We start from the raw sequence: 12,229 nt of genomic DNA, 5'->3' as shown, positions 1-12,229 counted from the left end.
ATATGCTAGAGATCTATAAAAATAATATGGGGCACACAATGATTGAGATAAACGTTAAACATAGTGTGGCAGCAACGCCTGAACAATTACGCACCTTATTATTAGCGCATGCTGATTTGGGGCGCTTTTTTAATGCGCAGTTTGAAGTGTTAACACCGCAAGACTCGGGTGAAATAAGTGGTGGAAAAGGCACCATTAGACAAATAAAAATGCAAGGTACAACATTTAAGGAGCAAATAATAACGGCCGATAATAGCCACATTTGTTACTGCATTTTAGGGGATAAACCCGTTGCACAGCACCGTGGTGATATTTACTTAAAAGCCAATAATACTCAGCCATCACTCACCGAGATCAGCTACCATATTCGTTGTATTGCGCCTTTGTGGTTACCCGACTTTATACTGGTTTTTTTTATAAAAAAAGATGTTAGCCAAGCACTTAAAAAAATAGCCAGCTATTTTCAGGAGAAAGGTCATGAGCATTGAAATTATTTTATTGGCACTGAGCCCTATTTTTTTGCTGTTTGTAGGGGTTGAGTTTATAAAATTTAGACGTTACTACGATATAAAAGACAGCTTAGCCAACGCGTTACTTGCTTTATTACATCAAGGCGCTGATGCCATTGCGTTATTATTATTAATGCCGTTTTTTTATTGGTTGTATCAGTTTCGGCTATTTGATATTGAATTGACGCTATTTACTGTATTAGGCGCTTTTTTACTGCAAGACTTTTTATACTATTGGTTTCATCGTGCATCACACCATATTCATTGGTTATGGGCCGCTCATGTAGTGCATCATAGTTCTACTAAAATGAACTTTACCACGGCATTTAGGCAAAGTTTAATGTATCCGCTGGCGGGAATGTGGCTATTTTGGTTGCCGATGATATTAATAGGCTTTGAGCCTGTGATTGTTTTTGCGGTGGTGGCACTTAATTTGGCTTATCAATTTTTTGTACACACGCAAGTGGTAAAAAAGCTCGGTTGGTTTGAAGAATTATTTAATACCCCATCGCATCATCGGGTGCACCACGCTATAAATAATGGCTACTTAGATAAAAACTTCGCTGGCGTTTTAATTATTTGGGATAAATTATTTGGCACTTATGTAGAAGAGGATGAAAACAAGCCCTGTAAATACGGCATTATTGGTCAATTAAACAGTAATAACCCAATCAAAATCACCTTTCATCAGTGGCAGTATTTATTTAAAAGTACTTACCAAGCTAAAGGGTTAAAAGCCAAGTTAAACGTGTTGTTTGGCTACCCAACAAGCTCTCAAAGTAGTAATAAGTAAGCCTATTTTTATATAAAAAAAGCCAGGAGCAAATAGCATCACTCCTGGCTTATCTCACAGTAAAATTTAGTTATTTGGCCGTTGTGATCACTGTATCAATTAAGTGTACAACGCCATTACTAGTGTAAATATCAGTGGTTGTTACATTGCTGCCAGCTACTTGTAGTGATGTAGCCGGTAAGCTTACTTGCCACCAAATATCGTTCACAGCTTGACCATTATTCTGACCAAATGCCGTATCACCTGAGAAGGTATATAAAGGGCGGCCAAGGTAAGCTACTTGCATGCTGTCATCTGAGCGAGCAATCAATGATAAACCCGGAATATTTTCAATCGATGCCGCAGTGCCTAACACGGGTGGCCACGTTGTTGCACAAGCTGCTTCACATACGCTCATTGCCTCACCTAAGTCGTTATCAAATACATACACGGTTTTACCAGGCATTGCATCGGCCATACCCGTTACTAAACGATTATTTGTTGCATCATAAGCTACGCTGTCTGTTGCTGTATTTTCGGTACTGGTAAAATCTACCACGTTTACGCTTAGCATATTATCAGCAAGTGTAGTGACCATTTTACCATTGGCTGCAAATGCATCGGTACTTCCAACTTGAGCGCCTAATACATGTTGAGTCAAAACACCTGTTAGTGCAGCGGTGTCAGCCAATAAGGCATCTAAATCAGCGGAAGGGATTTTACTAAATGCCGCATTTGTTGGTGCAAATACAGTAAATGATTGAGTGGTATCGTTAAACGTATCAACTAACCCTGCTGCTTGCAGTGCAGTTACTAATGTAGATAATGCAGGCGTTTCTGTGGCAACTGTTGCAATAGTTTTAGTCGGTGTGCCGACTTCAGCCGGTGGCATAATCACTTTATTTAATACATGAATAACGCCGTTGCTAGCGGTTACATTTGCCTCTGTGATTGTCGAATCATTGATAAATAGCGAGCTATTTACATAAGAAATAGCAGCCATGTCGCCATTGGCCATTTCTACTTTGTTACTATTGCTATTAGCAATGGCTACAGCGTCATCAGATAAAACAGTGGCGTCAGGGAATACATGGTAAAGCAAGATATCACGAAGTGTATCTGTATCAGCTAACAGCGCATTAATTGTATCCTGACCGAGCGCTGCAAATGCATCATCCGTAGGAGCAAATACACTAAAAGTGTTATCTGGATCAGCAACTAACGTATCTAAGCCTGTTGCCGTTAGCGCAGCAAGAAGTGTAGTAAAGTTACCATTTGCACTGGCTATATCAGCAATTGTTCCTGCGCTTTGCGGTAAGGTTACATCAGAAATAATAACCGAATCGATTACATGGATAACACCGTTAGAAGTCATAATATCTTTAACAATGATGTTTGCACCGCCAAACGACAACATATTTGTATCTGCGTTTATCGCAATTGGAAGTGTATTGCCTAATAGCGTTTCAGCTGATTGGCCGTTTAAAGACATTGCAGTGACTGAATCAACTGACCCAACAAGCACATGCTGCTTTAAAACATCCGCTAAAACTGTAGGGTTTGCCAGCAGTGTATTTAAAAAACCACTACCAATTGCTTCAAATGCAGCGTCGGTAGGCGCAAAAACGGTGAACTCTTTCGACGTATCCGCTAGTGCCGATGTTAAGCCTGCAGCGTCAAGTGCGGCAAGCAAAGTACTAAAGTCGCCTGCTTTTTGAGCTATTTCAACAATGTTGTTGGTTGACGGTGTTTCTGAAACCGTTTTTGGTGTAAGTACTGCGTCAATAACATGAATAATACCGTTGTCGGTTTTAATGTCGGTCATTGTTACCGTGCTGGTATTAACTAATAAGCTTTCACCATTTAAAGACAGTGCAATACTTTGTCCGTTTACCGTTTCAACGGTTGACCCAGCCAAACCAATTGCTGCTTGCGCATCTACTCTGCCAGAGATCACATGGTAAGTTAAAATTGAGCTTAAAGTATCAGGATCAGCTAATAAATTATTGATAGTTTCTTCACCTAATAACGCAAATGCATCATCAGTAGGAGCAAAAACGGTATAGCTGTTAGTTAAATCGTCTAGTGTTTCATCTAGACCTGTTGCTTCTAAAGCTGCAACAAGGGTAGTGAATTCTCCAGAGTCCTGCGCGGCATCAAAAACAGAAACAGCTGGTTGTGGATCTACAGTGACAGGGGCGTTGTTATCGTCGTCGCTACTACAACCTTGAATGAGTAACAAGGGAAGTATGATAGCACCGAGCTTAAATACTTTATTCATAATTTTTCCTTTAATTGAATGTTACAGTGTTACAGCTTTGTGAACTCTACGTAGCCAAACTCTGTATTGATCAAAAAAAGGAGCGTTATTTTTGTACGATTTAATAGGTGTAAGATTTAATTGAACTTTTATTCCAGTAAGTCTTAAATTTTAGTTTTTTTACTGCGAGGCGCACCCAGTAAAATAAAAAGGTGGCAAATACACACTGATAAAAATGCACTAATTCCCAAAGCGCCACCAAAGCCATCAAGAATGGGAACCAAATAGGCAAAAAACAATGAAAATATAATTGCTGAACTGGCAAGCGTATAAACACCAAAGCGGTGAGGGGCGCTCATGCCAATAAAGGTGCCGCCAAAAAAAACGATACTATAGAGTTCTGCGTTGAGGCTCAGCTGTGCAAAAATCAGATAGGCAATAATTGAGAGTGCAGCTGAGGCTCTTATAGCATCAAAGCGGTTATGCTTTGCTAAATAAAAGGTAAAAAAAGCACCAGCCAAGGCTAATACTGGGTATGTAATAGTCATATCAGCAATCCTTTAGCTAAAACAAACAGGGCTACACTGGCAAATGCAATACTGCCTAATCGTCCGCCAAATCCTGCAAATACATTAAGTGTTAGTGTATATAAAACAGCGCCAATGGCAGAAATAATAGCGATTTCCCAATAGTTGCTAATTAAGCTGGTGGAACACATACCGGCAAAACTACCTGCATAAATGGAGGCATAAGGGTGGTTTTGATAACGTGCAGGAAACGGAATAAATGAGCCGATGAGGCCTGTTAAAGCAGCAGACACAACAATAGGTAATGCCAATGTGGTATGCATTATAAAGCACGACAAGCAGCCGATAAAAAAGGTGATGAATTTTAAAAGTATGAATTTAGTCATAAGGCGCACATCATAAAGGTTCAGTTTTAGCTTTAATAGTTAAAATCGACGATTTAAGACTAAAAGCGATATATGGCTTCCAAAAGAGCAAATAACCGTGGCTTTAAATTAAATGTACGCAATGAATGACTAAAAATAATGCCGTTAATGTTCTATAAATTACAAATTATGTATAATGCAGCATATTTCATATATTAAAAGTTATAACCTAAGGTAATTTATGTCTAACTGTTTGCATTTGGCTATTCCAGCTGGTGATCTTGAAAAAGCGAAAGCGTTTTATTGTGACGTGCTTGGTTGTAAAACGGGTAATAGTGAAGCTGGGCGATGGGTAGACATTGATTTTTGGGGTAACGAGTTAACGCTTCATCAAAGCACAGAGCGCTTACCAACAGTGCGTCATGATGTTGATATGGGCGCAGTAGCTGTACCGCATTTTGGTATTCACTTATCTGAAGATGAATTTCAGGCGTTAAAAACTCGGATTGCGGCTGCTGGTCTCGAATATTTAGATAAGCCTTACCGCCGTTTTGTAGGTGATGAATTTGAGCAAGAAACGTTTTTTATTGAAGATCCAAATGGTAACGTTTTAGAAATGAAAACCATGGTAAACCCAGAAGTCTTATTCAAAAAAGGCGAGTAATGATTATGCGCCTAAACGATTACTTTAGGCGTTTTCTCTAGTGTAGGTTTGCTTAGCCTGCGCTTTTCGTAATGACTTTTTTTGATACATTGCTTCATCACCGGCTTTTAAAACCTCATCTAAATTTTTAGGCGCTTCGCTATAGTTTATTTGCCCTACGCTTGCGTAAATAGCGATGGTGTTGCCTTGGTGTTCTAAGCTAAGCGCATTTAATTTTTGTTCAAGGGTCGCAACTCGCTGGTTAATTTTATCTTTGCTGGTAAATAATGCCATAGCCACAAACTCATCTCCGCCTAAGCGGCCAACTGCGTCTTCACTGCGCATATGCTGACTAATTGACTCTGCCACCGTGCAAAGTACTTTATCGCCAACATCATGGCCGTAGGTATCATTTATTGCTTTAAATCGGTCTAAATCGATATATAAAAAACACAATACGCCACCACGTTGAGCGTGTTTTTTTAATAACTCATTGGCTTTTAAACTCCAGCCTCGGCGGTTATAAATATGACAAAGATGATCGTAATTAGCGTGCTGTTCAGCCTGTTTTTTAGCATAACTGAGCCGTTGAATTCGCCTACCAACTGCAATAGCAAGAAGCAGAGATTCAATCGTAAAAGCAATCACAAACCCATAACGCTGTATAAAAGGACTGTATTCGGTTAGTAACACTCTAAATATCATGCTGATAAATACACAGCTTAAGGCAATAAATACCAAGCTGGCTTCGTTAACGCCTTGTTTAGCTTGCACAGCTGAGAGTATAAAAATGGTCATCACAATCAGTAGTGACAAATAGCCAGTAACGATTGTGGTGATATTAGTAATAGCGGGTAAATCTAAAGCTATTTTTTGTAAGCACAAAGTCAGTACACATAACGCGATAATTTTTAATGCATAACTTAATTTGCGCCAATACTCAGGTAGCTCTAATAGTGCGCTCATAAACCAAGTAGCACTGACTATAGTTAAACCAATGCTTAATGTATAAAGGTGGCTGATATATGCAGAAAAGTAGCCATTGGTAAATAAATAGGGCTGGCCTTCTTGTAAAAAAATAAAGCTAGCGATACAAAAAAGATAGAGGCCATACAGTTTAAAAATAGCGTCTTTAATGCCATAACCTATTATTAAAGCATAAAAAATAAGCGTTGCGCATAATCCATAAAACACCCCAAATATTAAATTGTACAACTGCACCTTTTCAATAAACTGCTGTGAGTCTAGCCAAGTAAACCGGGGATTATAGCTGGCAGTAGTGGTTAAAGTTAGCTTTGCATTAAAGCTGCCTTGTTCCATTAAAATAGCCATTTGATTTGTTTTTAAAGGGGCTTTTAATTGGTTATTTTGTTGCCACGAAAAACTTTCAAGTGCAGGGCGAGTAAACGTAAAAACACCGCTTTGGTTTAGCGTACATACCAACTCAAATTGGTTAATGCCTTTTTCTAGTTTTATGTCTGCAGCAATACCTTGCGATAAGGGAATGGACACACTGTTTGTAATAGATTTTAAATTGCAGCTATCTTTTGCAATAGCTGTATTGCAGATAAGAAAAATAAAAAATAAAGCACCGCAAAGTTTAATACATAAGGAGGTGGTTGTATGTAAGTGCTTCCTTATTGTTACGGTGTTATTGAGCATAGTAGGGTTATAAAAATGGCAGTTACCCTATATTAACAAAGCGTGTTATCTTTGCTAGTAAAAGTTAATAATAAAGTTTGATATAGCGCATGAATGGGTAAATCTTATTTTTATAACTGTATTTCACTCGGAGTTTTATTAAAGTGGCGTTTAAACTCACGGCTAAACTGTGATGCACTGGTGTAACCTACCTTAAAAGCAGCTTCATTTGCTTTGCTTCCCGCTGTGGTAATTAACTCTTTTGCTTTAGCTAAACGTACTTTTTTTAAGTATTGTAAGGGAGATTCAAACGTTACCTGTCTAAATGCACGATGAAAAGAGGATACGCTCATATTTACCTCTTCTGCTAAACCTTCAACAGTAATAGGGTTTGCATAGTCCTGATGCATCGTTGCTAGTGTGCGAGCTATACGCGCATAATGGCCATCATGCATAGCTAGGCCTATTAAAGTATTCCCTTGGGGGCCGCAAAGGACACGATACACTAGCTCTTTTACTATATCTTCGCCGAATACCTCAGCCTCAAGTGGATTATTTAAAACCGTTAGTAACCTACATGTTACCTGCTCCATTGCGCAGTCTAGCTTTGCTGATTGTACTGCGCCAATGTGCGCGCTGGAGACAGATAAAGGCTGGTGCTGCATCATCTGATTAACCAGTTTGTGCAACATGACAGGGTTTATATCTATAGCTATGCCCATAACCGGTAAGTCATTATCGGTAAACGCTTCACACTCTAATGGGACCGGTACACCTAGTACCAAGTAATCACCTTCGCCGTATTTTATTTGATGTTCTGGGAAATGAATTATTTTATGGCCTTGGCCAACCACGATTATGCCTGAATTATAAATAAGCGGCTGGCGCGGTGAACTTTTGGTAGCGCGATGAAAATACACCCCAGGAATAATTGTTTCCATGGTGCCCTCAAAGCTTAGTAAATTATTGTGCTCGGCGTATTGTTGCAACATTTTGGCTATGATGGGCATAAAAGTATCTGTAATTAAAATATTTTGCGTAAAATAACAGTGCTGGTAGTTTTAGGCAAGCTTTAGGCAGTTATTGGGCTTTTTATATATTAACTTTGCTACTAATATGCATCCATCAAAGCTTTACTTGATATGTGACTAAGTAAAGCATTATGAAATTAACCGTCACCTAGGAGCAAAATAATGAAATTTAGCTACGTAAATCCCACTCTCATCCAATTTGGCCAACAGCAAATTGCCGCACTTAGCGACTTGATCGCAAAAGATCAAAAAGTATTGGTTGTTTATGGCGGCGGCTCAATTAAAAAGAACGGCGTGTATGACCAAGTTGCTGCTGCACTTGAAGGTTTTGATTGGGTCGAATTCTCGGGTGTGGGTGCTAACCCAACAATTGAAGTACTTGACCAAGCGGTTAAAATTTGTAAAGAACAAGATATCGACTTTGTATTAGGTGTCGGCGGCGGCTCTGTAATAGACGGCGTTAAATACATTGCGGCTTCTGCAGTATACGACGGCGAAGGTTGGGACATTCCTACTGGTAAGCATACAATTACCAGCGCATTACCAATTGGTGCCGTATTAACGCTACCAGCTACAGGTTCTGAATCTAACCAAAACTCAGTGGTAAGCAAAGAAGCGACTAAGCAAAAATTGCCGTTTGCTTCACCAGAAGTACTGCCTAAATTTGCGATTATGGATCCTGACGTAATGAAAACATTACCACAGCGCCAGCTTGTAAATGGCTTAGTTGATGCGTGGGTGCATACTTGTGAGCAATACCTTACGTTCCCTGAAGGCGCATTGGTACAAGAAGGATACGCAGAGGCACTGTTAAAAACGCTCAAAACACTGGGCGATAACTTTGAAAACCAAGACGATGCATGGCGTGCAAACCTTATGTGGGCAGCTAACCAAGCACTTAATGGCTTAATTGGTTCTGGCGTATCGCAAGATTGGGCAACCCACATGATTGGTCATGAGCTTACTGCTGCCTATGGTGTTGACCATGCGCGTTCGCTTGCTATTGTTCAGCCTTCTTTATTGCGCAATCAATTTGCAGTTAAAAAAGCGAAACTAGAGCAAATGGGTAAAAACGTATTTGGCCTTGAGCAAACAGACGATTTAGCGGAGCAAACAATTCAAGCGATTGAAGCGTTTTACCACAGCCTTGAGGTTGCAACACAGCTAACTGAACATGGTGATGATAAAGCGGCTGCCATTGATAATATTATTGGCAAACTAGAAGCACATGGCATGGTTGCCCTTGGTGAAAACCAAGCGATTACGCTAAAAGAAAGCCGTGAAATTTTAGAACACGCGGTTGCTTAAGCGTTAATTTTAAAAAACCACTGGCTATTAAAGCCGGTGGTTTTTTGTTTTATAGTTAACCTCAGTAAACGCAATTGGCGCCATTAATTGATAAAAAGCCCTTTATTGTCGTTTGCCGCTAATATACTATGTGGCTTCAATTGGTTAGGTTTATTTAAGTCAATTTTAGGCTGAGAAGATAGCTAAATTATGCGCTCAAATCGTTTGTTAATGGTCATGTTACTCGTGCTTGTGCACAGCTTTATAAGTTGTGATGGCGCTGCATACCATTTACAAGAAGACGTTGAGCATGTAAGTAACGCATTATCACAAAACACTATAACCGCTGATAATGACCAAGGACAAAGCGATAATCAGCCACCGGTTGAGATTCATGCACACCAACATTGTCACTGTGGCTATTACAGCACACTTAGTCACGCTATTATTCCTCAACAAAGTAAACCCTCAGTACTTGTGTATTACCATGGTTTAAATTATCCACCTGATGTACCCCCACCGAATTCATTTAGCTAGTTTTTAATTTAATTTCAATTAATTATTGTGCTTTTAGCTGCCTGCGCGTAAGCGTTCTATGGGCTGTTATAGGCATGTTTAAATTGCTAACTATTTTACACTGTCGCTATTTTTAGCGTAGGTTGTCAATGGTTTGCAAGTGAACTCTGTTTATTAAAAAACGGACAAGCTATATGAATAAAAAACCAATTATGCTGGTGGTGATGCTGTGCGCTACCTGCTTTTAGTGCGTTTGCAAATGTTAAAACGTTAACCCTAAAACAAGCGTTGATAAATACCGAGCAACAAAATCCGCTATTAAAGCGCTATCCTTATCATCAAAAAATACTCAGCGCGCTTAAATCTCAAGCGGCGCTTTCGCCTAATCCTGTCTTAAATGTAGAAGCCGAAAACCTATTAGGAACTAACGATGCGCGTGGTGTGCAAGGGGCTGAAATAACCTTGGCATTTAGCCAGCTTATAGAGCTTGGAGATAAACGCCAAAGCCGTATAAATTACGCAACGGCGAACATTAAAGCCCAAGCAATACAATATCAAAATACTCGGTTAGCTTTATTAGCAACCACTGGTGAGCGATATTACGAGGCGCTTAAATTTCAAACCTTACTTACGCTTAACAGCGAACGACAACACGTGGTGAGCCAAGCTCTCAAAGCAATAAAGCAACGGGCTAACGCTGGCGCTGTATCGCAAGCCGATGTAACCCGTATGCGTTATGCGCTAAGCCAAGTTGAGCTTGAGAAAGCTAAGCTAAATAGCGAATTTGAGCGAGCGCGTTTATCGCTCAATGAGCTGTGGAATGAGCAACATGACTACACGAATTTCGCAGGAAATATGGCTACCTTAATACCGCTTAAATCTGAGCAAGCGTTACTCAATGCAGTTAACCAAGCGCCTGAGTTTGCCATGTTGCAGCAACAATACTTACAGCAAGCGGCCAACTTAACGCTGCAAAAAGCTAACGGGCAAAGCGACATTAATGTAGGTGCGGGCCTGCGCTACAATCAGCAAAGCGATACCAGTTCGTTGCTGTTTTCGTTTTCTATGCCATTGCAATTGAGTAACCCAAATAGCGGTAATTTTGAAGCGGCTAACAGTCAGTTGGCATTGTTACGTGAGCAGCAAGGGCAATTACGGGTTCAGTTACGCCAACAAGTTCGTACCTTGTACGCCTATTACCAAGGCAAAACGTTACAGGCGCAGTTGCTATCAGAGCAGGTTATTCCACAAGCCCAAACACTCATTGAGCAAAGTTTAAAAAGCTATCAACGCGGACAAATTTCGGTGTTGCAATTGCTCGATGCTCAACAAGCTCTATTTGACTCTAAACGCGCACTTATCAATACCTATGCAGCGCTATATCAAACGCACCTTACTCTTGAGCGTTTAACTGGCCAATCTTTAACTGGGACTTTTCAATCATGAACAACACGTTTATCGCACTATTAATATTTCTTTCGTTTACAACGAGCGTTATAAGTACACATGTATTTGCCTCAGCAGAGCATGGGCAAATGCAGCAATCCCAAAAACAAGGTGCCCATGGCGGCTTTTTATTAACTAACGCAAAGCTCACTCTTGAGTTAAAGCTGCGAGAATTGGCAGGTAAAGTTGAGCTGCGCGTATATGGTTATGAGCAAAATCAGCCGATAGATATAAACGATTTAAGCATCGAAATGAACTTAAAACGATTAGTAGAAGCGCCGCAAAAAATACAATTTACGCGTGAGAATGAGTACCTTGTTAGCACGCAACCCATAAATGAGCCACATTCGTTTTCGCTTTTCATTACTGCCAATTATAAAGGTGAACACGTTAGTTTTGAGTACACCCAACACGAAGGCCGCACTGTGCTTAGTGAGCGAGCGATTAAAGGTGCGGGTATTGAAACGCAGATAGCAAAAAGTGGCGAAGTTGATATTTCCGACACGCTGTTTGGTGTTATTGCACCGACACAGCACGGCACAGTAGAAGTGATGGCGCCATATACCGGATTGATCAGCGATATTTTTGTCAGCATTGGTCAAACGGTTCAAAAAGGTGAGGTACTGGCCAGTGTCACCAACCGTGAAACATTGCAAAACTACAGTATTAAAAGCCCCATTAGCGGTGTGGTAACCGAGCAATATTTAAAGCGTGGCGAACTGGCAAGTACTCGCGCGCTTATGCAAGTCGTGAATCTTGATAAAGTATGGGTTGAGCTCTCAGCCTTTCCTGAAAACATCGAAAATCTAGCCATTGGTCAAAGCGCCACGGTGTACGATTTACATCATCATTTAACTGCCCAAGGCAAGGTGTTTTTTATAGCGCCTATGATGACCGGCGGGCACATTGCACGTGCCCGTATAGCGCTTAATAACCCTGATGGTCATTGGCGTCCGGGCATGCATGTTAATACTGATGTCAGTATCGATAAGGTTAATGCTCGCGTGCGTGTAAAGCCTGAGGCTATTCAAGAGTTTAACGGCATGGCGAGTGTGTTTGTGCGTAAAAATAATGTGTTTGAAGTACGCCCGGTTACTTTAGGCGCAAAAAATAGCGAGTGGGTTGAAGTCATCGCAGGTTTAAGCCCAGGTAGTGAGTACGTCACTGTCAATAGCTATGTGATCAAAGCCGATATTTTAAAAAGCGGCGCAAGTCACGCTCACTAGGAGGTA

11 protein-coding genes and 1 pseudogene are annotated in these 12,229 nt (G+C 40.4%); 7 read left to right on the top strand and 5 right to left on the bottom strand.

Features of this window, described 5'->3' with window-relative positions:
* Positions 1-38: 38 nt before the first annotated feature.
* Together PISS_RS12615 and PISS_RS12610 are read left to right on the top strand one after the other, a co-directional pair.
* Positions 39-488, top strand: a complete 450-nt coding sequence (locus PISS_RS12615) for an SRPBCC family protein (protein WP_013465770.1) — start codon at positions 39-41, stop codon at positions 486-488.
* Positions 478-1,302, top strand: coding sequence for a sterol desaturase family protein (locus PISS_RS12610; RefSeq protein WP_058155200.1), 825 nt, complete (start codon positions 478-480; stop codon positions 1,300-1,302). Before PISS_RS12615 ends, PISS_RS12610 begins: the two co-directional genes overlap by 11 nt.
* Positions 1,303-1,372: 70 nt before the next feature.
* On the opposite strand, the gene PISS_RS12605 is transcribed toward PISS_RS12610, so the two are convergent.
* From PISS_RS12605 to PISS_RS12595, 3 genes are all read right to left on the bottom strand, one after another.
* Positions 1,373-3,562: a fasciclin domain-containing protein gene (locus tag PISS_RS12605; RefSeq protein ID WP_058155199.1), complete on the bottom strand. Its 2,190-nt coding sequence runs from the start codon at positions 3,560-3,562 to the stop codon at positions 1,373-1,375.
* A 143-nt stretch (positions 3,563-3,705) separates the two neighbouring features.
* Positions 3,706-4,089 (bottom strand): hypothetical protein, encoded by a 384-nt coding sequence (locus PISS_RS12600; protein ID WP_008111424.1) that lies wholly within the window; start codon positions 4,087-4,089, stop codon positions 3,706-3,708.
* Entirely contained in the window at positions 4,086-4,391 is a 306-nt protein-coding gene (locus PISS_RS12595; RefSeq protein WP_008111425.1) for a hypothetical protein, read from the bottom strand. Before PISS_RS12595 ends, PISS_RS12600 begins: the two co-directional genes overlap by 4 nt.
* 283 nt (positions 4,392-4,674) lie before the next feature.
* Here PISS_RS12595 and PISS_RS12590 point away from each other — a divergent pair, with 283 nt between their 5' ends.
* Positions 4,675-5,097: a VOC family protein gene (locus PISS_RS12590; RefSeq protein ID WP_024601311.1), complete on the top strand. Its 423-nt coding sequence runs from the start codon at positions 4,675-4,677 to the stop codon at positions 5,095-5,097.
* A gap of 24 nt (positions 5,098-5,121) precedes the next feature.
* On the opposite strand, the gene PISS_RS12585 is transcribed toward PISS_RS12590, so the two are convergent.
* Both PISS_RS12585 and PISS_RS12580 read right to left on the bottom strand, forming a co-directional pair.
* A complete protein-coding gene (locus PISS_RS12585; RefSeq protein WP_232311324.1) occupies positions 5,122-6,588 on the bottom strand; it encodes a sensor domain-containing diguanylate cyclase in 1,467 nt (488 codons plus the stop codon).
* A 260-nt stretch (positions 6,589-6,848) separates the two neighbouring features.
* Positions 6,849-7,727: an AraC family transcriptional regulator gene (locus PISS_RS12580; protein ID WP_058155197.1), complete on the bottom strand. Its 879-nt coding sequence runs from the start codon at positions 7,725-7,727 to the stop codon at positions 6,849-6,851.
* Positions 7,728-7,910: 183 nt separating this feature from the next.
* Between PISS_RS12580 and PISS_RS12575 the strand changes: the two genes are divergently transcribed.
* From PISS_RS12575 to PISS_RS12560, 4 genes and pseudogenes are all read left to right on the top strand, one after another.
* Positions 7,911-9,056 carry an iron-containing alcohol dehydrogenase gene (locus PISS_RS12575; RefSeq protein ID WP_013465765.1) on the top strand — a complete coding sequence of 382 codons (1,146 nt, stop codon included), beginning with the start codon at positions 7,911-7,913 and terminating at the stop codon, positions 9,054-9,056.
* 189 nt (positions 9,057-9,245) lie between these two features.
* Positions 9,246-9,572, top strand: a complete 327-nt coding sequence (locus tag PISS_RS12570) for a hypothetical protein (protein ID WP_013465764.1) — start codon at positions 9,246-9,248, stop codon at positions 9,570-9,572.
* Between the two features lie 173 nt (positions 9,573-9,745).
* Positions 9,746-10,997, top strand: a pseudogene (locus tag PISS_RS12565) (TolC family protein).
* Positions 10,994-12,223, top strand: a complete 1,230-nt coding sequence (locus tag PISS_RS12560; protein WP_058155196.1) for an efflux RND transporter periplasmic adaptor subunit — start codon at positions 10,994-10,996, stop codon at positions 12,221-12,223. The pseudogene PISS_RS12565 and the gene PISS_RS12560 overlap by 4 nt, the downstream one beginning before the upstream one ends.
* Positions 12,224-12,229: the final 6 nt, after the last annotated feature.

The organism is Pseudoalteromonas issachenkonii (assembly GCF_002310795.1).
Taxonomy (GTDB): Bacteria; Pseudomonadota; Gammaproteobacteria; order Enterobacterales; family Alteromonadaceae; genus Pseudoalteromonas; species Pseudoalteromonas tetraodonis.
This window is presented reverse-complemented; position numbering and strand designations above follow the sequence as displayed.

Bases quoted from the DNA above. Each gene is read 5' to 3' on its own strand.
- PISS_RS12615 (WP_013465770.1), top strand. From the start codon at position 39: ATGATTGAGATAAACGTTAAACATAGTGTGGCAGCAACGCCTGAACAA.
- PISS_RS12610 (WP_058155200.1), top strand. From the start codon at position 478: ATGAGCATTGAAATTATTTTATTGGCACTGAGCCCTATTTTTTTGCTG.
- PISS_RS12605 (WP_058155199.1), bottom strand. From the start codon at position 3,562: ATGAATAAAGTATTTAAGCTCGGTGCTATCATACTTCCCTTGTTACTC.
- PISS_RS12600 (WP_008111424.1), bottom strand. From the start codon at position 4,089: ATGACTATTACATACCCAGTATTAGCCTTGGCTGGTGCTTTTTTTACC.
- PISS_RS12595 (WP_008111425.1), bottom strand. From the start codon at position 4,391: ATGCATACCACATTGGCATTACCTATTGTTGTGTCTGCTGCTTTAACA.
- PISS_RS12590 (WP_024601311.1), top strand. From the start codon at position 4,675: ATGTCTAACTGTTTGCATTTGGCTATTCCAGCTGGTGATCTTGAAAAA.
- PISS_RS12580 (WP_058155197.1), bottom strand. From the start codon at position 7,727: ATGCCCATCATAGCCAAAATGTTGCAACAATACGCCGAGCACAATAAT.
- PISS_RS12575 (WP_013465765.1), top strand. From the start codon at position 7,911: ATGAAATTTAGCTACGTAAATCCCACTCTCATCCAATTTGGCCAACAG.
- PISS_RS12570 (WP_013465764.1), top strand. From the start codon at position 9,246: ATGCGCTCAAATCGTTTGTTAATGGTCATGTTACTCGTGCTTGTGCAC.
- PISS_RS12560 (WP_058155196.1), top strand. From the start codon at position 10,994: ATGAACAACACGTTTATCGCACTATTAATATTTCTTTCGTTTACAACG.